This is a genomic window from Bradyrhizobium sp. PSBB068 (genome assembly GCA_016839165.1).
In the GTDB taxonomy this organism is placed as follows: domain Bacteria; phylum Pseudomonadota; class Alphaproteobacteria; order Rhizobiales; family Xanthobacteraceae; genus Bradyrhizobium.
Window position 1 is genome coordinate 6,927,086 of record CP069300.1, and the last position, 24,620, is coordinate 6,951,705.

General features: G+C 65.1%; 25 protein-coding genes. 17 read left to right on the plus strand and 8 right to left on the minus strand.

All coding sequences use genetic code 11. The annotated features are described in order from the left end of the window. Nucleotides 1–11 precede the first annotated feature (11 nt). Complete coding sequence (locus JQ507_32080) at nucleotides 12–875, plus strand: alpha/beta hydrolase (GenBank protein QRI69446.1); 864 nt, start codon at nucleotides 12–14, stop codon at nucleotides 873–875. A 211-nt stretch (nucleotides 876–1,086) separates the two neighbouring features. Here JQ507_32080 and JQ507_32085 read toward each other — a convergent pair whose 3' ends face one another. After that, nucleotides 1,087–2,241, minus strand: a complete 1,155-nt coding sequence (locus tag JQ507_32085) for an ROK family protein (GenBank protein QRI69447.1) — start codon at nucleotides 2,239–2,241, stop codon at nucleotides 1,087–1,089. A gap of 116 nt (nucleotides 2,242–2,357) precedes the next feature. Further along, nucleotides 2,358–3,161, minus strand: a complete 804-nt coding sequence (locus JQ507_32090; protein ID QRI69448.1) for an SDR family oxidoreductase — start codon at nucleotides 3,159–3,161, stop codon at nucleotides 2,358–2,360. 126 nt (nucleotides 3,162–3,287) lie between these two features. On the opposite strand from JQ507_32090, the gene JQ507_32095 reads away from it, so the two are divergent. From JQ507_32095 to JQ507_32110, 4 genes are all read left to right on the plus strand, one after another. Further along, nucleotides 3,288–4,238, plus strand: coding sequence for a GlxA family transcriptional regulator (locus JQ507_32095; GenBank protein ID QRI69449.1), 951 nt, complete (start codon nucleotides 3,288–3,290; stop codon nucleotides 4,236–4,238). 255 nt (nucleotides 4,239–4,493) lie between these two features. After that, entirely contained in the window at nucleotides 4,494–4,874 is a 381-nt protein-coding gene (gene rplU, locus JQ507_32100) for a 50S ribosomal protein L21 (GenBank protein QRI69450.1), read from the plus strand. A 121-nt stretch (nucleotides 4,875–4,995) separates the two neighbouring features. Beyond that, nucleotides 4,996–5,265, plus strand: coding sequence for a 50S ribosomal protein L27 (gene rpmA, locus JQ507_32105; GenBank protein QRI69451.1), 270 nt, complete (start codon nucleotides 4,996–4,998; stop codon nucleotides 5,263–5,265). 169 nt (nucleotides 5,266–5,434) lie between these two features. Next, nucleotides 5,435–6,031 (plus strand): GNAT family N-acetyltransferase, encoded by a 597-nt coding sequence (locus JQ507_32110; protein ID QRI69452.1) that lies wholly within the window; start codon nucleotides 5,435–5,437, stop codon nucleotides 6,029–6,031. Between the two features lie 40 nt (nucleotides 6,032–6,071). Here the strand turns inward: JQ507_32110 and JQ507_32115 are convergent, their stop codons facing one another. Together JQ507_32115 and JQ507_32120 are read right to left on the minus strand one after the other, a co-directional pair. After that, entirely contained in the window at nucleotides 6,072–7,364 is a 1,293-nt protein-coding gene (locus tag JQ507_32115) for an IS4 family transposase (protein ID QRI69453.1), read from the minus strand. Between the two features lie 294 nt (nucleotides 7,365–7,658). Further along, nucleotides 7,659–8,573, minus strand: coding sequence for a DMT family transporter (locus tag JQ507_32120; protein QRI69454.1), 915 nt, complete (start codon nucleotides 8,571–8,573; stop codon nucleotides 7,659–7,661). A 168-nt stretch (nucleotides 8,574–8,741) separates the two neighbouring features. On the opposite strand from JQ507_32120, the gene JQ507_32125 reads away from it, so the two are divergent. From JQ507_32125 to JQ507_32180, 12 genes are all read left to right on the plus strand, one after another. Further along, nucleotides 8,742–9,221 carry a MaoC family dehydratase gene (locus JQ507_32125; protein ID QRI69455.1) on the plus strand — a complete coding sequence of 160 codons (480 nt, stop codon included), beginning with the start codon at nucleotides 8,742–8,744 and terminating at the stop codon, nucleotides 9,219–9,221. 413 nt (nucleotides 9,222–9,634) lie between these two features. Then, entirely contained in the window at nucleotides 9,635–10,687 is a 1,053-nt protein-coding gene (gene obgE, locus JQ507_32130) for a GTPase ObgE (protein ID QRI69456.1), read from the plus strand. Nucleotides 10,688–10,754: 67 nt separating this feature from the next. Then, entirely contained in the window at nucleotides 10,755–11,897 is a 1,143-nt protein-coding gene (locus JQ507_32135; protein QRI69457.1) for a glutamate 5-kinase, read from the plus strand. A 132-nt stretch (nucleotides 11,898–12,029) separates the two neighbouring features. After that, entirely contained in the window at nucleotides 12,030–13,322 is a 1,293-nt protein-coding gene (locus JQ507_32140) for a glutamate-5-semialdehyde dehydrogenase (GenBank protein ID QRI69458.1), read from the plus strand. 45 nt (nucleotides 13,323–13,367) lie between these two features. After that, nucleotides 13,368–13,991: a nicotinate-nucleotide adenylyltransferase gene (locus JQ507_32145; GenBank protein ID QRI73605.1), complete on the plus strand. Its 624-nt coding sequence runs from the start codon at nucleotides 13,368–13,370 to the stop codon at nucleotides 13,989–13,991. Nucleotides 13,992–14,178: 187 nt separating this feature from the next. Further along, nucleotides 14,179–14,562: a ribosome silencing factor gene (rsfS, locus tag JQ507_32150; GenBank protein ID QRI69459.1), complete on the plus strand. Its 384-nt coding sequence runs from the start codon at nucleotides 14,179–14,181 to the stop codon at nucleotides 14,560–14,562. A gap of 50 nt (nucleotides 14,563–14,612) precedes the next feature. Continuing rightward, nucleotides 14,613–15,095, plus strand: a complete 483-nt coding sequence (gene rlmH, locus JQ507_32155) for a 23S rRNA (pseudouridine(1915)-N(3))-methyltransferase RlmH (protein ID QRI69460.1) — start codon at nucleotides 14,613–14,615, stop codon at nucleotides 15,093–15,095. A 37-nt stretch (nucleotides 15,096–15,132) separates the two neighbouring features. Then, on the plus strand, nucleotides 15,133–16,509 hold the full coding sequence (locus JQ507_32160) for a peptidoglycan DD-metalloendopeptidase family protein (GenBank protein ID QRI69461.1): 1,377 nt from the start codon (nucleotides 15,133–15,135) through the stop codon (nucleotides 16,507–16,509). After that, entirely contained in the window at nucleotides 16,506–17,891 is a 1,386-nt protein-coding gene (locus JQ507_32165; protein ID QRI69462.1) for a S41 family peptidase, read from the plus strand. Before JQ507_32160 ends, JQ507_32165 begins: the two co-directional genes overlap by 4 nt. A gap of 150 nt (nucleotides 17,892–18,041) precedes the next feature. Then, complete coding sequence (locus JQ507_32170; protein ID QRI69463.1) at nucleotides 18,042–19,256, plus strand: divergent polysaccharide deacetylase family protein; 1,215 nt, start codon at nucleotides 18,042–18,044, stop codon at nucleotides 19,254–19,256. A 78-nt stretch (nucleotides 19,257–19,334) separates the two neighbouring features. Beyond that, complete coding sequence (locus JQ507_32175) at nucleotides 19,335–19,838, plus strand: RNA pyrophosphohydrolase (GenBank protein ID QRI69464.1); 504 nt, start codon at nucleotides 19,335–19,337, stop codon at nucleotides 19,836–19,838. A 21-nt stretch (nucleotides 19,839–19,859) separates the two neighbouring features. After that, nucleotides 19,860–20,360, plus strand: coding sequence for an RNA pyrophosphohydrolase (locus JQ507_32180; protein ID QRI69465.1), 501 nt, complete (start codon nucleotides 19,860–19,862; stop codon nucleotides 20,358–20,360). On the opposite strand, the gene JQ507_32185 is transcribed toward JQ507_32180, so the two are convergent. From JQ507_32185 to JQ507_32200, 4 genes are all read right to left on the minus strand, one after another. Next, nucleotides 20,318–21,301 carry a helix-turn-helix transcriptional regulator gene (locus JQ507_32185; GenBank protein QRI73606.1) on the minus strand — a complete coding sequence of 328 codons (984 nt, stop codon included), beginning with the start codon at nucleotides 21,299–21,301 and terminating at the stop codon, nucleotides 20,318–20,320. The two genes, JQ507_32180 and JQ507_32185, sit on opposite strands and share 43 nt — an antisense overlap. A 402-nt stretch (nucleotides 21,302–21,703) precedes the next feature. Continuing rightward, nucleotides 21,704–22,111, minus strand: a complete 408-nt coding sequence (locus tag JQ507_32190; GenBank protein ID QRI69466.1) for a F0F1 ATP synthase subunit epsilon — start codon at nucleotides 22,109–22,111, stop codon at nucleotides 21,704–21,706. Nucleotides 22,112–22,227: 116 nt separating this feature from the next. Continuing rightward, the gene (gene atpD / locus JQ507_32195) at nucleotides 22,228–23,670 is read right to left on the minus strand and encodes a F0F1 ATP synthase subunit beta (GenBank protein ID QRI69467.1); all 1,443 of its coding nucleotides are present in this window, start codon (nucleotides 23,668–23,670) and stop codon (nucleotides 22,228–22,230) included. A gap of 25 nt (nucleotides 23,671–23,695) precedes the next feature. Further along, nucleotides 23,696–24,574 carry a F0F1 ATP synthase subunit gamma gene (locus JQ507_32200; protein QRI69468.1) on the minus strand — a complete coding sequence of 293 codons (879 nt, stop codon included), beginning with the start codon at nucleotides 24,572–24,574 and terminating at the stop codon, nucleotides 23,696–23,698. Nucleotides 24,575–24,620: the final 46 nt, after the last annotated feature.

The window sequence follows — 24,620 nt, forward strand, 5'->3', positions numbered from 1 at the left end:
AGGAGCGGACCATGGATCATGCAACGATTCGAGCCAACGGCGCGGCGTTCCACGTCGTGCGGACCGGCCGCGGCAAGCCGCTGCTGCTGCTGCACGGCTGGCCGGAATTCTGGCTGACCTGGAAGCCGGTCATGGCGCGGCTCGCCGACCGCTACACCCTGATCGCGCCCGACCTGCGCGGCTTCGGCGACAGCGACAAGCCGACGGGCCCTTACGGCCCCGATCAGCATACCGACGACATGCTGGCGCTGCTGGACGCCCTCGGCATCGACAGGGCCGGTGTGGTCGGCCACGACGTCGGCGGCGCGGTGATGCAGCCGCTCGCCCGCAAGGCGCCGGACCGCATCGCCGGGCTGTTGTTGTTCGATTTCGTCTATCCCGGCATCGGGCCACGGATGGCCGCGCCGGACCGGCTGAATCACATCTGGTACCAGTCGTTCCACCAGATGGAGATGGCGCCCGCGCTGGTCGGCGCCAGCCGTGAAAACTGCCGCACCTACATCGGCCATTTCCTGCGCAACTGGACGCATCGCAAGGCCGCGTTCGACGACGTGATCGAGGACTTTGCCGACAATTTCTTCAAGCCGGGCAACCTCGCCGGCGGCTTCGCGCATTATCGCGCGTCGCATGCGGGGCGCGTCAAGATGATGCAGGGCGAGGCGCCCGCGCTGCCCCCGATCACGGTGCCGACCTGCATCCGCTGGGCCGAGCACGACCCGCTGTTTCCTTACTCATGGACCGACCGGCTGGGCGAGACCTTCTCCAACCTCGATCTCGCGATGTTTCCCGATGTCGGGCATTTCCCGCATCGCGAGGACCCCGATCGCGCAGCCGCCGAGATCGCAGGGTTCTTCGAGCGGATCAATTGGAGGTGAGAGAATGGTGGGACCGCCAGGACGCGACAAAAACTGGCGGTCCCGTGCCGCTTCTTAATATTGCAGGCCGGGAAGTGCGGCTTCGCCGGTCGGCGGGAGCGACACGGTCCACGGTAGCGGCGCCCGCTGGATCGGCAACGCGAAGCCGATCTTAACCTAACCGGTCAACCTTACCGCGCGATCCCGGGCCGTATGACCACGGATGAAATCTTCAGGCGTCGGCCTTCTTGGCTTTTTTGGTCTTCTTCTCGCCATTGTCGCCATCGTCGTTCTTGGCCTTGTCGGCCTTCTTGTCGTCCTTGCCGTTGTCTTTCCTGCGATTGGTGTAGCGGGCATTGCCGAGTCCGGTTCCGATCGTCAGCACGCCCCAGCGCGTGACATCCTGCATGAAAGGGACCTCGGCCAGCCCCTGCGCCACGCCGTCATTGTGCATCACGATCGCGGTATCATGATCGCCGATCTGCGGAATCGCCTCGACCAGGCTCGCCGGCAGGTTGAACTTGCTGCTCTCCCAATTGCCCGGCAGGTTCTGCGCGCCCTTCTCGATTCCGCCGTCCTCCTTGATGACGCCGGGACAGGCGATGCCGATGAACGGCGCGAGCCTGAGATTCTCCTTCTCGGCGGCGGCAATCAGATCCTTCAGCATCTTCACCAGCCGCTTCACCGCGCCTTCGCGCGTCGGCTCGTCATCGGCATGGCGCCACAGCTCCGACTTCCAGACCGTCGCCTTGGAGAGATCGGGCGCCTTCTTCCAGCGCGTCTCGACGACACCGCAGCGGATATTGGTGCCGCCGATATCGACCGCGAGCACACCGTCATGGGCCTCGAAGATCCACGACGGCGCCAGATGCAGCGTGCCGATCAGCCCGGCATCATCGGGATGGAAGCGGATCGGCACCAAATCGACCTTGAAGTCCTCCGACTTCAGGATGATGTCGGTGCGCGCGATCGCGAGTTCGCCGAGCCTGGAGTCGCGGAAGCCGCCGCCGACCACGATGCGCTCGGTCTTGGCCCAGGCCTTGGTGTTGAGGAAGCGCCGCGTCACGTAGGCGAGCTCCTGGGCGAACTCCTCGATCGCGCTGTGCACGACCGCGGAGGCTTCGGTGTCGTCGCCGACCAGCATCTCGTCGAGCTTCTTCTTGCTGATCTTGTCGGACGGCTCGTCGCCGAACGGATCCTCGCCGGATTTGCGCAGCGGCTTGCGCCAGCGATCGAAGATCTTGCGGAACGCGCCCTTGGAGGCGCGATCGCCGAGAAAGCCCTCGTCGTCCTTCAGCTCGATGTTGAAGCTGTCGATATCGACGGAGGGCAGCCGCGCGGCACCGTGGTGCGCGATGCCCGTGGTCAGTCCGGTGTCGTCAGCCATTCGCCTGCCCGCTTGAGGTTCCGTCAGACAACTGCGGGGAACCCAAATGGTTGCGTCCCGCGCGGCGGCGTTCGGCCGGGCGCGGGACGCAATCTCGCAAAGACCGCAGAATAGTCTCAGGCGGCCGTTACCCCGTAGCGCGCTGCGGGGACGCTGCGCGACAGGTTCGGCATCAGCTTCTGGCGGGCAGCCTCATAGGCCTGCCAATCGGCGGCCTCCGGCAGCGACGGCACGGTGAAGACCTCGCCCTGGTCGAGGCCGGCGAGCGCGGCATCGACCATGTCCTCGGCCTTCATCACGATCTCGCCGGGCAGATGAGCGATCGGCGTGCCGGCGATGTCCCAGAACTCGGTGGCCGTGGCGCCCGGCAGCACCGCCTGGACCCGGACGTTCTTGTCCTTCAGCTCGTGCTGCAACGAGTGCGTCAGCGCCAGCACGAAGGCCTTGCTGCCGCCGTAGACGCCGTTGAGCAGCTCCGGCTGCACGCCGACCACCGAGGCGATGTTGACGATGGTGCCGCCGCCGCGCGCGACGAATCCCGGCACCGCGGCATAGGTCAGGCGCATCAGCGCATCGACATTGAGCGCGATCATGTCGCTCATCTTGTCGACGTCGGATGCGAGCAGCGGCGCGGTGGCGCCGACGCCGGCATTGTTCACCAGCACGCTGATGCCGGCATTGTCGCGCAGAATGGCTTCGATCCGCGACACGTCACCGCGCTTGCTGAGGTCGGCGGCAACGATCTCGATCGATCGGCCTGTCTCCGCCGCGAGACGCTTGGCGAGCCCGTCGAGGCGCTCGCGGTTACGTGCGACGAGGATCAGATCGTAGCCACGCCGTGCGAGCCGGTCCGCATAGATGGCACCGATTCCGGACGACGCACCGGTCACGAGCGCCGTTCCTTTGGCTGACTTGGTCATGTTGGTCTCCTGTTTGACCCTGGGCGGCCGGTTTTGGCCGCTGATCAGGTTCTACAGGTCCCCTTGCATGTCTCAAATGTCATATATACACCTTTTTAGGACATCGATTTCACGTCGGAGGGTTCCATGCAGGAGATCGGCTTCGTCGTTTTTCCGGAATTCCAGGTGATGGGCTTCACCGCCATCACTGCGTTCGAGGTCGCCAATCTGATCGCAGGCGACCCCTTCTATGAGGTCACGCTGCTGTCGGAGCATGGCGGCCCGGTGCGGTCATCCGCCGGTTTCAATGTCGAGACCGAAGCTTTCGGCGCGCGCAGCTTCGACACGCTGTTCATCGGCGCCGGCCACGAGCTGCATCCGGCGTCGCCGAAGCTGACCGGCTTCATTCGCCGCGCCATGACGGAGTCGCAGCGGATTGCCGCGCCCTGCATCGGCGCCTTCTCGCTGGCTGAAGCAGGCCTGCTCGATGGCCGGCGCGTCTCGACGCATTGGCAATTCGCCGCGGAATTGCAGGCAAGATTTCCGAAGCTGAAGGTCGATCAGGACCGCATCTACATCGTTGACGGGCCGATCTGGACCTCCGCCGGCATGACCGCGACGATCGACCTGGCGCTGGCGATGATCGAGCATGATCTCGGCGTCGAGGTCGCGCGCTCGGTGGCCCGCAAGCTCGTGGTCTATCACCGCCGCACCGGCGGCCAGTCGCAGTTTTCCGCGCTGCTCGAGCTCGACCCGAAATCCGACCGCATCCAGAACGCGCTGCACTACGCCAAGACGCATCTGCGCAACGAGCTGTCGGTGGAGGAATTGGCCGAGGTGGCGCGGCTTAGCCCGCGCCAGTTCAGCCGCGCTTTCCGCGCCGAGACCGGCCAGTCGCCGGCCAAGGCGATCGAGCAGCTGCGGGTCGAGGCCGCCCGCGAATTGATCGGCGACGGCCGCCATTCGATGGACGAAATTGCCATAGAGACCGGCTTTGCCGACCGCGAACGGATGCGGCGGGCGTTCCTGCGGGTGCTGGGCCAGCCGCCGCAGGCGATCCGCCGCCACGCGCGGGTCGCGGCACAGACCGCGGCCTGAGCCGCCAATCCGGGCCGAAATCGCGCCAAACCCTTCATCTTTGGCCGGTTTTTGCCCGGCTTTACCTTGACTCTGCGTCGTTTGCGGCTATAAGTCCGCCCATCCGGCGCGGGGATTTCTCGCGCCGATTGTTTTTGTGCGAACCATTTGGGAATTCATTCCCTTCGCGCAGAACACATAACCCATAGCGACTGAACAAAAAGCCGACCCGGGCGATCTGTCCGAGGCCGGAACCGAACACGAAGGAATCAAACGATGTTCGCAGTCATCAAAACCGGCGGCCGGCAGTACCGTGTCGTTCCGAATGATGTACTCGAGATTGGCAAGATCGCCGGCGATGTCGGCACGATCGTGCAGCTAGGCGAAGTTCTGGTGCTCGGCGGTGACACGCCGGTGCTGGGAACGCCCACCGTCGCGGGCGCGACCGTTGCAGCCGAAGTGCTGCAGCACAAGCGCGGCGCCAAGGTGATCGCGTTCAAGAAGCGTCGCCGCAAGAATTCACGCCGCAAGCGCGGCTATCGCGACGAGCTCACGGTGCTTCGCATCACCGAGATCCTCGCCGATAACGCCAAGCCGACCATCGGCCCGCGGCCGAAGAAGGCAAAGGTCGAAGCGCCCGCCGAGGCAGCCGAATAGGCCGTTCGCGGGCACGCGCAAAAAGGTGATCGTCGCGTCTTCAGATGTGAAGCGTGACAAAACGTGAAATGATTCCGTCAAGGAATTGATCTAGAGATCAAAGCGAAGTCGGAGACGAGCTATGGCTCATAAAAAAGCAGGCGGTTCATCGCGCAACGGACGTGATTCCAAGGGCAAGCGCCTTGGCATCAAGGCGTTCGGCGGCGAGCGCGTGATCCCCGGAAACATCATCGCGCGTCAGCGCGGCACCACCTGGCACCCCGGCCTTAATGTCGGCATGGGCACCGATCATACTCTCTTCGCCAAGGTCGAGGGTCATGTCGAGTTCCGTGCCAAAGCCAATGGCCGCACATTCGTATCGGTTATCCCGATGGCGCAGGCGGCCGAGTAGACGGTGGACACACATGAGTCCGCCGGGTCCTGTTGAACCGGCGGAGCAGCAAAGAGCTCCAAGGGGAGGCGGGATGACCGGCCTCCCCTTTTTGTTGCGCGCGATCCGGTTCGACCGCGCGTGACGTTCCAAGCGTTGCGTACCAATTGTCGCATCACAGGAGCTCGACATGTTGCAGGACATCCCGACGCCGACCTTGCGCGAGGCAAGAGCTTGCGTCCTCGAGACCGAACGGCTGACATTGCGCAAGCCGACGCTCGCGGACGTAAAAGCAATCGCACGCCTCGCCAATGATCGCCGCATCGCGGAGAACACCCGCCGCCTGCCGCATCCCTATACCCAGGACGACGCCATCGAATTCGTGCGCGCGCTCGGCGCCGGCGGCCGCGAGACCGTTTTCCTGATCGAGAACAATCACACGCCGGTCGGCATGGTCGGCATCGACTGGCGCGAGGAGACATCGGCCGAGCTCGGCTACTGGCTCGGCGTCGATTATTGGGGCCAAGGCTTCGGCACCGAGGCCGCGCGCGCCGTGATCGATTACTACTTCGAGGAATTCGATCTCGACCAGCTGATCGCGGGCGCCCGCGTCGTCAACCCGTCGTCGCGCAACATCCTCGAGAAGTGCGGCTTCCAGTGGAGCGGCGTCGAGCTGCACCGCTTCGAGGCGCTGGGCTCGTCGAGCCCGGTCGATGCCTTCCGCCTGTCGCGCGGCGTCTGGACCTCGCTGAAGCGCTGGAACAGCTCGAAGCGGCGGGAGAGCTGAAGGCTCGATCCACAACAACGTCGTCGTCCCCGCGAAGGCGCTAGGGCATGCACAGATCTCTGAGGGACCATCCAGCGGCTGCGGCGTGGAAGTATTGCAGGCCGTGTTTCATAGTGATGGGGCCCGGCGGTTTGGACGATGGATAGCCGTCCCAGCCGCCGAGCCGGCCGATAATCCAGGCGGCCCAAGCGAGGCTGTCAGGCGGGTGCGGGTTTCTCAGCCGCTTGCTTTGGGCTTCGAGGTTGCGATTGAGGGCGGCAAGTGTAGCGACTTCCCCAGCATTGAAGGCAATTCGGACAGACTGGTTGTCGCGACCATCGCGCGCCTGCACAAGCTGAAGGGAGATGACTGCCGCCTTGGCCGCGATCGCGACCAGCTTGAGAAGCCGCTCGGCGGTCCCGATCTGACTGTCTTCGAGCTTGAGGCCTTGTGTCTTCAAGATGCGGAAGAACTGCTCGATCAGCCACCGCCGCTTGTACCATTCGATAATGCGCCAGGCCTCTTCTGCATTCGTCACCGGATGCGTGGTGAGCAGCCGCCAGTGCAGCGGCTCGATCCCGGCCTGCGGCTCGATCTCGCGCACATCGACCAGGATCAAGGGTAGGCTTTTCGGCAGATGGCGCAGGAACTTGGTTTGCGGTCGGGCCAGTTCGACGGCGCCGAAGCGCAGATCGAGAAGCGCAGCCCGCTCAGGCCGTTGTGCTCGCGCAGGCAATACGATGGTCCGTTGTTCGATGCTGGTCATGGCCTCGCTGGCCGCATACAGGCCACAGCCATCCGCCAGCTTGCGATCATGCATGCTCCGGGCAATGACGTGGAACTGGTGTTCTGCGGCGCAGGCGTAGAGCGCGAAGATGTCGCTCTCGCGGTCGCCCAGCATGGTCACCATCGCAGCCTTCGCCAACAGCGGCTTGGCTGCCAGAGCGGTCGCGATCCAGCGTTGCGATTCTTTGTCCTTCAGATCGCGATTGTCGTGCGAGACGGTGCGGCGGCCCTGGCGGGTCCAGATCTCGCCGTGCAACAGGCCAAGGCAGCAGCCGCTTTCCGCGTCTGCGGCCAGCATCGGGTGCAGCAACACCCCGCGGGTGTTGCCATGACCGATCTCGCCCAAGCCACGCCGGTTTTGTGCCTTGGTGGCAAAATTGATCTCGCTGGTATCCTGGATCGCCAGCACATGGCGGCCTTCGGCCGCCATTACCGTACCATCGCTCCAGCTTTCGATTATCCGCGTCGTCGTCACCTTGGCATTGCCGAGAAAGCGGTTGAAGCGCACCTCCCGGGCACGCATGCCTCCTGCCAGCCGTCGCAGGCAGACATCCTTGCCCGCGACCATGCATTCGACGAGCGCCGCCCCCCTTTATCGAGGCGGAGATCCCCGAACCGACCTAATGACCAGTCAATTTGCGCCAGCATGTCGACACCTCCGCCAAAGCCGAAGTGCCGCAATATGAATCACACGAAATACCGATTCGGGAATCCCCACCCAACTAGATGTGTGCATGCCCTAGCGCGAAGGCGGGGACCATAATCACAAATGGTCGCTGTTCGGCCGCGCTGCGGCTCCAGCCTGTGCCGCAATCAGCATCGGTGGTTATGGGTCCCGGCCTTCGCCGGGACGACAACGCGGTTAGGCCGGCGGGTTCACCGCGGAGTCAGGTCGCCCGAGCTGCTGCTCGCGCACGAAGATGTAGAGGCCGGCCGCGATGATGATGGCGGCGCCGACGATCGTGGCCCAGGACGGCACGTCGCCAAACACCACGAAGCCGAAGATCACCGCCCAGACGATCATCGAATATTGGTACGGCACCACCACGCTGGCCGGCGCGAGCTTCAGCGACCTGTTCACACAGAGCAGCGCCGCGACCGAGATGATGCCGGCGGCGAAGAACAGCACGAGGCTGCCGGCCGATGGCGTCACCCAGCCGAACGACGACAGCACGAGGCCGAGGATGAAGGTGCCGCCGAATTGCGACGTCGCCAGCACGATGTCGGGCGTTGCGCGCAGCGAGCGTGTGATCAGCATCAGCACGGCAAACGACAGGCTGCCGCCGAGCGCGATCATCGCCGGCCAGCTGATGGTCTGCGCGGATGGCCTGAGCGCGATCAGCACCCCGCAGAAGCCGACCAGGATCGCGGTCCAGCGCCGCCAGCCGACATGCTCGCCGAGCAAGAGGCCCGACATCGCGGTGACGAAGATCGGTCCGGCCAGATAGTAGGTGATGACGTCGGCAAGCGGCAGATAGACCGTCGCCAGGAAGAACGCCGCGACCTCCACGGTCGATAGCGTGACGCGCAGCAATTGCAGCCACGGCCGCTCCAGATGCCGGAAATCCGCGCGCCGCTTCCACACCATCGGCAGCAGCACCAGCAGCGCCGCGCAGGCGCGCAGCCACAGCAATTGCCCGACCGAGTAGGTGGCGACGATGAATTTGCCCATCGCGTCGCCGACCGAGAACATGAAGATCGACAGCAGCATCAAGCCGATGCCGGCGAGCCGCGCCGATCGATCGTCGTAGGAGGACAGTTTTGCGAACAGGCTCATTGTTGTCTTGTTATCGCCGCCACTTGAGTCGGACAGGTCCGAACGCCGGTTTTAGCGAGGTGGCCGTGCAGGACAACCCCGGCGCGGGCATATCGAACCAATTGTCGCAGTGCCGCAGCTGCGCTACGGCTGGGCCAGCACGTCAAGAAACAGAGCAGGAAACGCCGCATGAGCGACTTCGACCCCACCCAGCATCGCATGGTCCCCGCGCAGCGCTGGTTCGAGGATTTCGTGCTCGGCGAGCGCTTCGTGATTCCGAGCCGGACCCAGACCTCGGCCGTGTTCGCGGCGTTCCAGACCGCAAGCGGCGATACCCATCCGATCCATTACGACGTCGAGTATTGCCGCAGCCGCGGCATGCCTGATTTGCTCGCGCACGGCTTCCAGACCCTGGTGCACACCGCGCCCGGCGCAGGGCTGTTTCCCTATGTCGTGGAGGAATCGCTGATCGGCTTCCTGGAACAGTCGAGCAAGTTCCTCAAGCCGGTCTATGCCGGCGACACCATCTACCCGGCGCTGGAGGTGATCGAGCTGTCACCGGGCAAGACCACCGGCGTCGTGACGCTGCGCTCGACCGTGTACAACCAGCGCCGCGAGTTGGTGCTGGAAGGAATGCAGAAATTCTTGGTGCGGCGGCGGCCGAGCTAGCAGCATGGTGAGATTAGGTCGAGCTGGATCGGCGTCAAAAGTTCACCTCTCCCTTGGGAGAGGTCGATTTGCGCAGCAAATCGGGTGAGGGGTTGCGGTCTATCGAGAGAGCAAGAACCCTCACCCGGCGCTTCGCGCCGACCTCTCCCCGATGGGGAGAGGTCGACCGAGACCGCGCCAGCCGATTCAACTAAAACCCATCCCGCTTTCGCCGGGGCCGCAAAAAGGCTCGAAAATTAAGGCTTTTCGCCAAAGTCAGGGCCTTTCCGGGTTGCCGCAGCGGCCACCCTGCCCTAACTAGAGCACACCGGTGCTGATGAAATCAGGACCGCTGTGCTCTCGATTCTCGTTTTGACGCGTTTTCTTCACGCGAACCGGCGACCACTTCGCTTGAAAACGCTATAGTTGAAATCATGAAATTCCTCGATGAAGCCAAGGTCTATATTCGCTCGGGCGACGGCGGCAATGGCTGCGTCGCGTTCCGGCGCGAGAAGTTCATCGAGTTTGGCGGCCCCTCCGGCGGCAATGGCGGCCGCGGCGGCGACGTCATCATCGAGTCCGTCGACGGGCTGAACACGCTGATCGACTACCGTTATCAGCAACACTTCAAGGCCCAGAAGGGCACCAATGGCATGGGCAAGGACCGCCATGGCGCCAACGGCAAATCGATCGTGCTGAAAGTGCCGGTCGGCACCCAGGTGTTCGACGAGGACCGCGAGACCCTGCTGCACGACTTCACCGAGCTCGGCGAAAAATTCGTGCTGGCGACCGGCGGCAATGGCGGCTTCGGCAACGCGCATTTCAAATCCTCCACCAACCGCGCGCCGCGCAACGCCAATCCCGGCGCGCCGGGCGAAGAGCGCTGGATCTGGCTGCGGCTGAAGCTGATTGCGGATGCCGGCCTGGTCGGCCTGCCCAACGCGGGCAAATCGACCTTCCTCTCCGTGGTCAGCGCGGCGCGGCCGAAGATCGCCGACTATCCCTTCACGACGCTGCATCCGCAGCTCGGCGTGGTGAATTACGGCGGCCGTGAATTCGTGCTCGCCGACATTCCCGGCCTGATCGAGGGCGCGCATGAAGGCGCCGGCCTCGGCGATCGTTTTCTGGGCCATGTCGAGCGCTGCCGCGTGCTGCTGCATCTGATCGATGCGACCTGCGAACATGCCGGCAAGGCCTACAAGACCGTGCGCACCGAGCTCGAAGCCTATGCGGGCCAGCTCGCCGACAAGATCGAGATCGTCGCGCTCAACAAGATCGACGCGGTCGCGCCCGACGAGCTGAAGAAGCAGAAGGACCGCCTCAAGCGGGCCGCGAAGAAGACGCCGCTGCTGCTGTCAGGCGCAACCGGTGAAGGCGTGCAGGACGCGCTGCGTGCGCTGGTCGAGGTGATCGGCGAGGCGCCGGTGTCCAACAAGGCCAAGGGCGGCCAGGCGGAGCCGTGGGCGACGCCGGTGCCGCAGGGTTGACGGCAACCAGACCTCCCATGCCACCTCGTGGCACCTTTTGCTTCCACCTTCCTGCCAGACCGAACCCATGAAACGCCCCGCGCTCAAGAACTTTCGCCGCATCGTCGTCAAGGTCGGCTCGTCGCTGCTGGTCGATTCGCAGGCCGGCGAGGTGCACGCCTCCTGGCTCGCGGCGCTGGTCGAGGACATCGCAAAGCTGCACAAGCGCGGCTGCGAGGTCATGGTGGTGTCGTCGGGCTCGATCGCGCTCGGCCGCAGCCGCCTGAAGCTGCCGCGCGGCCCGCTGAAGCTCGAGGAGAGCCAGGCTGCCGCAGCCGTCGGCCAGATCGCGCTGGCGCGGATCTGGTCGGAGGTGCTCGGCCATCACGGCATCGGGGCCGGACAGATCCTGGTGACGCTGCAGGACACCGAGGAGCGCCGCCGCTACCTCAATGCGCGTTCGACGATCGCCAAGCTCTTGGAATGGGGCGCGGTGCCCGTGATCAACGAGAACGACACCGTCGCCACCACAGAGATCCGCTACGGCGACAATGATCGTCTCGCCGCCCGCGTCGCCACCATGGCGAGCGCGGATCTCTTGATCCTGCTGTCCGACATCGACGGTCTCTACACCGCACCGCCCGCGGTCGATCCCGATGCGAAGCTGATTCCGGTGGTCGAGAGCATCACCTCGGAGATCGAGGGCATGGCCGGCTCGGCCGGCTCCGAGCTGTCGCGCGGCGGCATGACCACCAAGATCGAGGCAGCCAAGATCGCGACCACCGCCGGCACCCACATGCTGATCGCCTCGGGCAAGATCGAGCACCCCCTGCAGGCGATCGCTGACGGCGGCCGCTGCACCTGGTTCCTGACCCCGGCCAATCCCGTCACCGCGCGCAAGCGCTGGATCGCGGGCTCGCTGGAGCCGAAGGGCACGCTGACCATCGATGCCGGCGCAGTGGCCGCGCTGCGCGCCGGCAAGAGCCTGCTGCCGGCCGGCGTCGTCAGGGTCGACGGCCAGTTCGCGCGCGGCGATGCCGTGGTGGTGCGCGGCCCCGACACCCATGAGATCGGCCGCGGCCTCGTCGCCTACGACGCCGAGAACGCCGAGAAGATCAAGGGCCGCTCCTCGCCTGACGTGATGGCGATTCTGGGCATCAGCGGCCGGTCCGAGATGATCCACCGCGACGACCTCGTGATCGGCCCGGCAGGCGCGATCCCGGCCAAGTAGGGCCAAATAGAGCACTGAGTAGGCCATTGGCCGAGCGGGCGGCCTGCCGCCCACCTGCCATGCCGGTTCCGCGCCTCGCCACTCCCTAATTGCCATGCTAGAACATGGCCTTATTCCAAAGCTGGGACTTCCATGAGCGCCCCCCTGAAGGCGATCGACGGCAACGCCGATCTCACCGCCCTGATGACCGACCTCGCCGCCAAGGCGCGCGCCGCCGCGCGCGTGCTGGCGCTGGCGCCGCCGGAGCAGAAGAACCGGGCGCTCGCCGCGATCGAACGCGCGATCCGCGCCAATGCGCCGGCCATTCTCGCCGCCAATGCCGAGGATGTCGCCGAGGCGCGCGCGGGCGGCATGACCGCGGCCTTCGTCGACCGCCTGACGCTGACGCAGGCGCGCGTCGAGGCCATGGCCGATGGCGTCGCAACCGTGCGCGAGATCATCGATCCGGTCGGCGCCGTCACCGAAAGCTGGCAGCGGCCGAACGGCATGACCATCGAGCGCGTCCGCGTGCCGCTCGGCGTCATCGGCGTGATCTTCGAGAGCCGTCCCAACGTCGCCGCCGACGCCGGCGTGCTGTGCCTGAAGTCCGGCAACGCCGTGATCCTGCGCGGCGGCTCCGACAGCTTCCGCTCCTGCCGCGCGATCCATCAATGCCTGGTGCAGGGCCTGCGTGAAGCCGGCCTGCCCGAGGCCGCGATCACGCTGGTGCCGACCCGTGACCGCACAGCCGTCGGCCTGATGCTGACCGGATTGAACGGCGGCATCGACGTGATCGTGCCGCGCGGCGGCAAGAGCCTGGTCGCGCGCGTCGAGGCGGAAGCGCGCGTTCCGGTGTTCGCGCATCTCGAAGGCGTCAACCACATCTACGTCGATGCCAGCGCCAGGCTCGATATGGCCAAGTCGGTCGTGCTGAACGCCAAGATGCGGCGTCCCGGGGTCTGCGGCGCGGTCGAGACCCTGCTGATCGATCGCAACGCAGCCGCGACGAAACTCAAACCGCTGGTCGAGCTGCTGATCGACGCCGGTTGCGAGGTGCGCGGCGACGACATCGTGCAGGGCGTCGATGCCAGGGTGAAGCCCGCATCCGACGAGGACTGGACCACCGAATACGAGGACGCGATCATCTCGGCGAAGATCGTCGACAGCCTCGACGCCGCGATTGCGCATATCCAGAATCACGGCTCGCATCACACCGATGCGATCGTGACCGAGGATGCCGCAGCCGCGCAGCGATTCCTCAACGAGGTCGATTCGGCGATCGTGCTGCACAACGCCTCGACCCAGTTCGCCGATGGCGGCGAGTTCGGCTTCGGCGCGGAGATCGGCATTGCCACCGGCAAATTCCACGCCCGCGGGCCCGTCGGCGCCGAGCAGCTGACGAGCTTCAAGTACCGTGTCCACGGCTCCGGGCAGACACGGCCGTGATCATTGTCGCACGCGCACGGTAGACCCTTGCAGCAAGCTTCCACCGTGCCGTTGTCCGCGGCCCAGGCGCTTCCGTTCTACACCAACGGCATGCGCATCGGGCTGCTCGGCGGCTCGTTCAATCCGCCGCACGCCGCGCACCGCGCCATCAGCCTGTTCGCGCTGAAGCGCCTGCAGCTCGACCGCGTGTGGTGGCTGCTGACGCCGGGCAATCCGCTCAAGAACCATGACGGCCTGCATGCGCTCAACGAGCGCGCCGCGGCGGCGCGCCGCGTTGCCGACGATCCGCGCATCGACATCTCTTGTCTCGAAGCTGTCATTGGCGTCAGCTACACTGTCGACACGATCATCCACTTGCGCCGTCGTGTCTCCGGCGTGCACTTTGTCTGGATCATGGGCGCTGACAATCTCGCGCAATTTCATCGCTGGAAAGATTGGCGGCGCATCGCGTCCGATGTGCCGATTGCCGTGATCGACCGACCACCCCAGAGCTTCCGCGCCCTTGCCGCACCGGCGGCGCAGGCGCTCTCGCGCTATCGCATGCCCGAAAATCAGGCGACACGGCTGGCCGATCAGCAGGCGCCGGCCTGGGTGTTCCTGACAGGAATGAAATCCAATCTGTCTTCGACCGGACTGCGGAACCCGGACGGGAGCTGGAGAACGGCGTGAGGCGTAAAAGGGTTACTGGAATATTGAAACCATTAACCCCACATGCCTAATATGGTGCGTGGGGCCGAGGATTCGGCAGCCCGCGATACAGTGAAAGGAATGGTCCCTGGCCACATCTGTATTGTCAAAGTCTGTTTTACCCAAGGTTCCAAAGACTGCGCGTAAAACATCGACGAAAACCGCGGCCTTGCAGGCGCAACCGGACGCTGCCGAACTGAACGCTGCCAAACCGGATGCCGACAAGACGCTGAGCCTGGTCCTCTCTCGCCTCGATGACATGAAGGCGGAAGAGACGATCACCATCGACCTTCGCGGCAAATCCGCATACTCCGACTACATGATCATCACCACCGGCCGGGCCAACCGGCACGTTGGTGCGATCGCGGAGAATGTGACGAAGAGCCTCAAGGAAAACGGGGTCAAGAACATCCATGTCGAGGGCTTGCCCAATTGCGACTGGGTGCTGATCGATTCCGGCGATGTGATCGTTCACGTGTTCAGGCCTGAGGTGCGTGAGTTCTACAATCTCGAGCGGTTGTGGACTCAGAACCCGGCAGTCGCGGCGGTCTAACGGGTATCGAAGCCGATGCGAATCGGCTGCGGCGCAGCTAGTCTGCGCTGATGCGTCTCGTCGTGATCTGCATCGGCCGCCTGAAACAGGGCCCTGAACGGGAGCTCGCCGAGCGTTACCGCGAGCGCTTCGAGGATATCGGCCGCAAGCTCGGCTTTCGCGGCCTCGAGGTTCATGAAATTCCGGAGAGCCGCGCGCGCGACACCGCCGCGCGTATCGCGGAAGAAGCCGCGGCGATCTCCGCATTGCTGCCGGAAAAGCATATGCTGGTCGCGCTCGACGAACGCGGCAAGAGCATCGACAGCGCAAGCTTTGCGCAGCAGCTCGGCCGCTGGCGCGACGAGGGGGCTGCACATACTGCCTTCGTGATCGGCGGCGCCGACGGACTTTCGCCTGAATTGCAGCGCAAGGCTTCGTTGCGTATTGCATTCGGCTCCGCGACCTGGCCGCATCAAATGGTCCGCGTCATGCTTCTGGAACAGATTTATCGGGCCGCGACCATTTTGGCCGGCCATCCCTATCACCGCGCGTGACACGGTGACGGACAGACAAAAGCGCTGAACAGCTCGGATGCAGCACAAGCGAGACCAGCTCTTCGATCTTCGCGCCACGCGACGACGCTGGCTGTCCTTCCTGCTGCCGCCGTCGATTGCGCTCCTCGTCGCTTCGGCACATGCGCAGGCCCCATCACCGACGCCGCAGCCGGCGCAACAAGCCGCCACGACCGCAACATCCCCCGACGACGCCATCAAGCAGCGTGAGCAGGAGCTCGAGGCCGCGCGCGAGCAGCAGCGCAAGGCGACCGAGCTGCAGGACAAGCTGAAGGCCGACATCGCCGCGATCGGCCAGGACCGCAGCAAGCTCAACCAGCAGCTGATCGATATTGCCGGCCAGGTGCGCAGCGTCGAGACCCGTATCGCGGATGCCGAGGCACGCCTGCAGCCGCTCGACGGCCGCGAGCGCGAGATCCGCACCTCGCTCGATTCACGTCGCTCTGACGTGATCGAGGTGCTGGCGGCGTTGCAGCGCGCCGGACGACGCACCCCGCCGGCGCTGCTGGTGCGGCCCGAGGACGCGCTGCAATCGCTGCGCACCGCGATGCTGCTCGGCGCCGTGGTGCCGGAATTGCGCGTCCGCGCCGAGAAGCTTGCCGCGGATCTCGGCGAACTGGTCGCGCTGCGCAAGACCATCTCGACCGAGCGCGACGCACTGGCGGCCGACCGCGACAAGCTGCGGGAAGACCAGACCCGCCTGGCGGCGCTGGTCGACGAGCGGCAGCGGCAGCAGAGCGCGGCCGAAAAGGACATGGAGACCGAAGGCGCGCGCGCCATTGCGCTGTCCAAGCAGGCCGACAATCTGCAGGGCCTGATCGCGAAGATGGAGCAGGACCTCAAGAGCGCGGCCAAGGCTGCCGCCACCGCCAGCCTCCAGGGAGCCCCGGCGACCGTTAACGGTAAGCCGAATTTGGGAGCGTTGAAGGATCCGGCCCGCATGAGCCCGGCGGTCGCCTTCGCCTCGGCCAAAGGCCTGTTCTCCTATCCCGTGAATGGCACCAAGATTCGCGAATTTGGCGGTTCCGACGGCGCGGGGGGCGTACAAAAAGGCATTTCTTTGGCAGCCAAACCGGGCGCGCAGGTCACAACCCCGTGTGACGGCTGGGTTGTTTACGCCGGTCCTTTCCGCAGCTATGGACAACTCTTGATCCTCAATGCCGGGGGCGGGTATCATGTCCTGATCGCCGGGATGGAGCGTATTTCGGTAAACATCGGCCAGTTTGTACTCACGGGGGAGCCGGTTGCGACGATGGGATCGACATCCCAGGTTGCATCCATTCTCGCGACCAATGCGAGCCAGCCAGTGCTCTATGTCGAGTTCCGGAAAGACGGCACTCCAATCGATCCAGGTCCATGGTGGGCCGCAAATGAAGGCGAAAAGGTTCGCGGATGATGCGCAAGACTTCGGTAATTCTCCTTAGCGCCGCCACCGGCGCGGCCCTGACGCTTTTCGTCACGCAGCCCCGCGCCGTGCTGATGGGATCGAGCGCGCGCGCCGCGACGTCGGACACCTACCGCCAGCTCAATCTGTTCGGCGACGTGTTCGAGCGTGTGCGCAGCGACTATGTCGAGAAGCCCGACGACTCCAAGCTGGTCGAATCCGCGATCTCGGGCATGCTGTCCGGCCTCGATCCGCATTCGAGCTACATGGACGCCAAGAGCTTCCGCGACATGCAGGTGCAGACCCGCGGCGAGTTCGGCGGCCTCGGCATCGAAGTCACGATGGAGGACGGCCTGATCAAGGTGGTCTCGCCGATCGACGACACCCCGGCCTCGAAGGCCGGCATCATGGCCAACGACATCATCACCACACTCGACGACGAGGCGGTGCAGGGCCTGACGCTGAACCAGGCCGTCGAGAAGATGCGCGGTCCGGTCAACACCAAGATCAAGCTCAAGATCATCCGCAAGGGCCAGGACAATCCGATCGACGTCACGCTGGTGCGCGACAACATCCGCGTCCGCTCGGTGCGCGCACGCGTCGAGGCCGACGACATCGCCTATATCCGCATCACCACCTTCAACGAGCAGACCACCGAAGGCCTGAAGAAGGAGGTCGCCAATCTGCAGGGCCAGATCGGCGACAAGCTGAAGGGCTACATCATCGACCTGCGCAACAACCCCGGCGGCCTGCTGGAAGAAGCGGTGACCGTGTCCGACGCCTTCCTCGAGCGCGGTGAGATCGTCTCGACCCGCGGCCGCAATGCCGAGGAAACCCAGCGCCGCACGGCGCATCCCGGCGACCTGACCAAGGGCAAGCCGGTCATCGTGCTGATCAACGGCGGCTCGGCATCGGCCTCCGAAATCGTCGCCGGTGCATTGCAGGACCACAAGCGTGCGACGCTGGTCGGCACCCGCTCGTTCGGCAAGGGCTCGGTGCAGACCATCATCCCGCTCGGCTCGGGCAACGGCGCGCTGCGCCTCACCACCGCGCGCTACTACACGCCGTCGGGCAAGTCGATCCAGGCCAAGGGCATCGTGCCCGACATCGAGGTGCTGCAGGACGTGCCGGAAGAGCTGAAGGCGCGCACCGACACCAAGGGCGAGGCTTCGCTGCGCGGCCATCTGAAGAACGACGGCGACGAGAAGACCGGCTCGCAGTCCTACGTCCCGCCGGACGCCAAGGACGACAAGGCGCTGAAGATGGCCGACGACCTGCTGCACGGCATCAAGTCGACCGCGAACACCACGCCGGCGCCGGCCGCCCCGTCCGGTGACAAGGCGCCCGGCGACAAGGCCGCCGCCGACAAGCCGGCCAACAAGTCCGCGAACTGATCCGATCCAATCGACCAGGCGAACAGGGCGGCCCTCGGGCCGCCCTTTCTGCTTTCGGCATCCACCACTGTCCGTGCATTGCCGGGGCGGCCGGCGCGCGGGAAAGCACCGCATCGTGCTATCGTTTGCGCTGTTGATTCGGGGAGGGTCATGGCAGAGGCGGCCGACGAACTGAGCACGCCGCTTGGGCAGCAGACCGTGGGCAGGACGCGCCGTTTCCGCCTGCCATTCACGGCGATGCAGGCGCTCGCCGTGCTGCTGGGGCTCGTGCTGGTCGGCTTCGTCGGCGTTGCGCTGTTCAACGACAACCCGCTCGGCGGCGAGCCGATGGCCCGCATCACTCTGCGCAATCCCCCACAAGCCGCTCCTGACGACAAGCAGGCCCCGGCGGGCCAGGCGACTGAGCCGGCGGTCAAATCCGTCGCGAAGACGCCGGCTGCCGCCAGCGACGCCAAAACCGTCACCATCATCGACGGCTCCAGCGGCAAGCGCCAGGATGTCGTGATCGGCGCCGGCGATCCGGCCGAGAAGGCTGACGGCGACGCACCGCCGCCGCTCGCGATGTCCGGTATCGATCCGCGTCTGCTGGAAAAGTCGCGCTACGGCATGATCCCGGCCGTCGCCGACGGCCTGAAACCGTTCACGGTCTATGCGGCCGAAGCCGACCGCGCCAAGGCGGCCCGGATGCCGGTGGTTGCCGTCGTGGTCGCCGGCCTCGGGGTCGGCGCCGCCAAGACCACTGACGCCATCATGAAGCTGCCGCCGGCCGTGACGCTGGCCTTCACGCCCTATGGCGCCGACCCCGGCAAGCTCGCGGAACGCGCCCGGGCGCAACGCCATGAGATCCTGCTGCAGATCCCGATGGAGCCGTTCGACTATCCCGACAACGATCCGGGGCCGCAAACCCTGCTGACCACGCTCAGCGGCGAACAGAACCTCGACCGGCTCTATTGGCACCTCAGCCGCCTGCAGGGCTATGCCGGGATCGCCAATTTCATGGGGGCCCGGTTCGTCGCGTCCGATCCCGTGATGCAGCCGATCGTGCGTGAAGCCGCCAAGCGCGGCCTCAGCTATTTCGACGACGGTTCCACCCCGCGCAGCGTCGCGCAGACCCTCTCCGCCGGCCAGTCGCTGCCGTTCGCGAAGGCCGATTTCGCCATCGACGCGGTTCCGACCTCGGCCGAGATCGACCGCGCCCTGGTCAAGCTGGAAACCATCGCCAAGGAACGCGGCACGGCCGTGGGCGTCGCCTCGGCGCTGCCGGTCTCGATCGAGCGGCTCGGCGCCTGGCTCAAGACACTGGACTCCAAGGGCATCATGCTTGTGCCATTGACAACGGCGATGCTGAAATCAAAATCGGGCTAAAGATCAATCTGTTGGTGCAGCATGACCTAGCCGGGGGGCCGGGTCTGATGGCATCGGGAAATGCGAGGTAGCGGCAGCATGGCACGTTATGAGGACCTGCCCTATCGAACCTGTGTCGGCATCATGTTGCTCAATACGGCCGGACTGGTCTTCATCGGACGCCGCGCCGGCGGCATCGAACATGTTGACGACGCGCATGTCTGGCAGATGCCGCAAGGCGGCGTCGATCCCGGCGAGGATACGTTTCAGGCGGCGCGACGCGAACTCTATGAAGAGACCAGCATCAAGTCGGTGGAGAAGCTCGGCGAGGTCTCGGACTGGCTGATCTATGACATCCCGCGCACCGTCGCGGGCCGCGCCTGGAAGGGCCGCTACCGCGGCCAGCGGCAGAAGTGGTTCGCATTGCGCTTCACCGGCAACGAGAGCGAGATCAACGTCGCCAACCCCGGCGGCGGCCACAAGGCCGAGTTCATCACCTGGCGCTGGGAGCCGATGAAGAATCTGCCGGAGCTGATTGTGCCGTTCAAGCGGCCGGTCTACGAGCGCGTCGTGAAGGAATTCGCCGCTCTGGCTGCCAAATAGACCCACGACGTACCAACCGAGATGTCATCAGAGAAACCCTATCGGCCCAATGTGGGCATCGCGCTGTTCAACGCGGCTGGACGCGTGCTGATCGGCCACCGGATCAAGGACGACGGTCCGGAGATCGTGTTGCCCGGCCTCGAATGGCAGATGCCGCAAGGCGGCATCGACGACGGCGAAGATCCACGCCAGGCCGTGATGCGCGAATTGTGGGAAGAGACCGGCGCGGTCAACGCCGACTATCTCGGCGAGACCGACTGGATGACCTACGAATTCCCGGCCTATGACGGGCCGTCCTCGCACCGGCTGGCCAAATTCCGCGGCCAACGGCAGAAATGGTTTGCGCTACGCTTCACCGGACGCGACGAGGAGATCGATCCGCTGACGCCGCGCAACGGCCAGCCCGCGGAATTCGATCAATGGCGCTGGGAGCGCCTCGATCGCGTCGCCGATCTTGTGGTGCCGTTTCGCCGCGACGTCTATCGCGCGGTCGCGACCAGATTTGCGGAATTCGCCGGCTGAATCCGCCGCGCGTCGCCCGGCGTCATGCCATAGGTCGCGCGGAAGACACGATAGAACGTCGCGATGCTGTCGAAGCCACACGCGAACGCGATCTCGTCGATGCCGCGCTCCTGCGTGGCATAGAGCAGCCGCCGCGCTTCATTCAGCCTCGCCGCCGTCAAGGTCCGCGCGAACGACAGGCCGGTCGGCTCGAACAGCGCATGCAGTTGCCGCAGCGAGATGCCGAGTTCGGTGGCGACCGCGGCCGGCGTCAGCGAGGCGCGATGCAGATCGCGCAGCAGGATTTCGCGCGCGGCATGGAGATGGCCCGCATGCAGCGCGGCACGGATTTCATCCTGGCGCGGCCGCAGGCGCCCGCGCGCGAGCAGCGCCAGGCGCACCATATGCGTCACTTCGCCGGCGAACTGCCCGGCTCGTACCGGATCGCGCGTCATGGCGCGGAACATGGCGCCGACCAGCCGGGTCAGGCGCGCATCACGCGCCAGCGCGACCGGCGGCGCATCCTCGATTCGCGCGCCGAGTAGAAGCTCGTCGGTGACCGGGATCTTGAGGCTGAAGAAATGAAACCCGTCGTTCCGTTCGGGCGTCGAGAAATACGGGAGATTGGAGTGGCCGAACACCAGATCACCATTGTGCACGAAGTGAACGCGATCGCGACCGATGTTCAGGTACCCGGGGCCGCGCACCTGCCAGGCGAGTTGCAGGCTGTTGCTCGGCACCCGCGCAATGTCCGATGAGGTGCGGCTGACCCGATAGGAGGATGCCGACATTTCCGCCAGCACGGCACCGCCCACCGGCGTCGCGGAAAAGTGCCCGCGGAAATCGGGCCGCTTGTCGCGCTCGAGCTCGATCGTGACCCCGAACAGGCTTTTGCCGCGCACGTCGCACCAGTGTTCGAAACGGTCCTGGGGGCGGAGCGCATCGGTGGAGAAGGTCAGCACAGTATCTTCCGTCATGTCCGGGGAGAAATCGCGACGCGATCGGGCCAGCTCGTCGTCGTGCCGCAGCTTGTCATGGCCGCACGGTCCTTGCTGTAAGCTGCTTCACACTGTTCGGATTGCACCCTTGTGCGGCGTTTGTCGCGCTCTGCTCGTTCTCGATGTCGTCCGCGAAGATCTCGGCGACCTTGCGCGTCAAGAATACCAGGCCGCGGAACCCAAATAAGCGCGGCAGAATGCCGCCAGACGCCCGTGGGTGCAACAAGCATTCAACGCCCGCCAGGGCGTGGCGAGCGTTGAAATCGTTTGAGCCTTCGCAGGCGATAATTGAAAAACGTGAGCTATTTCACAGGCAGAGCCGGCTCACCCGGCGCAATGGCGCGATCGCTGGTCGGCAACCGCGCCTTAGTGCATAGCGGTCGCGTTGAGCTCGTGCTGGATGCTCTTGAAGTGATCGAGCCGCTCGATCGCGTGGTCGAGCTCGGAGCCTTCCTTCTCGGAAAGCTTCTCCTGCATCTCGTTGATCGTCTCGGCGAACTTGGCGCGATCGAGATCCGCCAGCGCGGTCGCGACATCGGCGAGCACGGTGAGGCCCTTGTCCGACACTTCGGCAAGACCGCCGAGCACGATCACCTTCTCGCGCTTGCCGGCGGTCGTGATCGTCAGGATGCCCGGGCGAACCGTGGCGACGACCGGAGCGTGCCCGGCGAGCACACCGAAATCACCCTCCACGCCGGGGACGTCAACCTGATCGACCTCGCCGGAGAAGGCGAGCTTTTCGGGGGAGACGAGATCGAAGTGGAAGGTTGCCATGGTCTTTCCGTTCTTTGCGCTGTCACCCGCGGGCTTGACCCGCGGGTCCATCAGTCAAAATACTTCTCGTGCGATGGATCGCCGGATCAAGTCCGGCGATGACGACATCTCGAAGCTTAGGCCGCCTCGGCGGCGAGCTTCTTGCCCTTCTCGACGGCTTCTTCGATGGTGCCGACCATGTAGAACGCCGCTTCCGGCAGATGGTCGTACTTGCCCTGGCAGAGATCGCGGAAGCCCTTGATGGTGTCGGCGAGGTCGACGAACTTGCCCGGCGAGCCGGTGAAGATTTCGGCGACGTGGAACGGCTGCGACAGGAAGCGCTCGACCTTGCGGGCGCGAGCCACCGTCAGCTTGTCCTCTTCCGACAGTTCGTCCATGCCGAGAATGGCGATGATGTCCTGCAGCGACTTGTAGCGCTGGAGGATCTGCTGGACGAGGCGCGCGGTGTTGTAGTGCTCTTCACCGACCACCAGCGCCGACAGCATGCGCGAGGTCGAGTCGAGCGGGTCCACCGCCGGATAGATGCCCTTTTCCGAGATCGCGCGCGACAGCACCGTGGTGGCGTCCAAGTGCGCGAACGAGGTGGCGGGCGCCGGGTCGGTCAAGTCGTCGGCCGGCACGTAGATCGCCTGCACCGAGGTGATCGAGCCCTTCTGGGTGGTGGTGATGCGCTCCTGCAGCGCGCCCATGTCGGTCGCGAGCGTCGGCTGATAACCCACCGCGGAAGGAATACGGCCGAGCAGCGCCGACACTTCCGAACCCGCCTGGGTGAAGCGGAAGATGTTGTCGACGAAGAACAGCACGTCCTGGCCCTGGTCGCGGAAGTGCTCGGCGACGGTCAGACCGGTCAGGCCGACGCGGGCGCGGGCGCCGGGCGGCTCGTTCATCTGGCCGAACACCAGCGCGCACTTCGACTTCACGCTCGGGTCCGGATTGTGCGGATCGGCGTTGACCTTGGATTCGATGAACTCGTGATAGAGGTCGTTGCCTTCACGGGTGCGCTCGCCGACGCCGGCAAACACCGAGTAACCACCGTGCGCCTTCGCGACGTTGTTGATCAGCTCCTGGATCAGCACGGTCTTGCCGACGCCGGCGCCGCCGAACAGGCCGATCTTGCCGCCCTTGGCGTACGGAGCCAGAAGGTCGACGACCTTGATGCCGGTGACGAGAATTTCAGCTTCGGTCGACTGATCGGTGTAGCTCGGCGCTTCCTGGTGGATCGCGCGCACGCCTTCGGCCTTGATCGGACCGGCTTCGTCGATCGGCTCGCCGATGACGTTGATGATGCGGCCGAGCGTGCCTTCGCCGACCGGAACGCGGATCGGCTCACCGGTGTCGGTCACTTCCTGGCCGCGCACCAGACCTTCGGTGATGTCCATCGCGATGGTACGGACGGTCGATTCGCCGAGATGCTGGGCGACTTCGAGCACCAGGCGGTTACCGCCGTTCTTGGTCTCGAGCGCATTCAGAATCGCCGGAAGATGGCCTTCGAACTGCACGTCGACCACGGCGCCCGTGACCTGGGTGACGCGACCGATCTGGTTGGCTGCTGTAGCCATGGACTGTTCTCCTTCGAAATCTGCCTTAGACCGCCTCAGCGCCGGAGATGATTTCAATCAGCTCCTTCGTGATCTGGGCCTGACGGGTTCGGTTGTAAATCAGGGTTTGCTTGCGAATCATCTCGCCGGCATTGCGGGTCGCACTGTCCATCGCGCTCATCTGGGCGCCGTAGAACGAAGCATTGTTCTCCAGCAGCGCGCGGAACACCTGCACCGCGAGGTTGCGCGGCAGCAGGCTGCCGAGGATCTCGTCCTCCTCGGGCTCGTACTCATACGAGGTGGACGGAGCCGCATTGGCGGCAGGCGCGGCCACCTCGAGCGGGATGATCTGCTGCGCGGTCGGGATCTGCGCGATCACCGACTGGAAGCGCGAATAGAACAACGTGCAGACATCGAACTCGCCGGCCTCGAACCGCGCCAGCACCTTCTTGGCGATGTCTTCGGCGTGGACGAAACCGATCTGTCGCACCGAACGCAGGTCGAGGTGCTCGACGATGCGGCTGTCGAACGTCCGCCGCAACTGCTCGTAGCCCTTGCGGCCGACGCAGAAGAACTTGACGTCCTTGCCCTGCGCAAGCAGCGACTGCGCCCGCTCGCGCGCCAGGCGCACGATGGCCGAGTTGAAGGCGCCGGACAGGCCGCGCTCACCGGTGCAGACCAGCAGCAGGTGGACCTGGTCCTTGCCGGTGCCGGCGAGCAGTGCCGGAGCGCCGGGCGAGCCGTTGGCCGCGGCGGCGATATTGGAAATCACCGCATCCATCTTGTTGGCATAAGGCCGCGCCGCTTCGGCGGCGTTCTGCGCGCGGCGCAGCTTGGAGGCTGCGACCATCTGCATGGCCTTGGTGATCTTCTGCGTCGCCTTGGTCGAGGCGATGCGGACCCGCATGTCTTTTAGTGACGCCATTCTTCGTTCACCCCGGCGATCCGACCATGATGGTCAGATCGCAAGC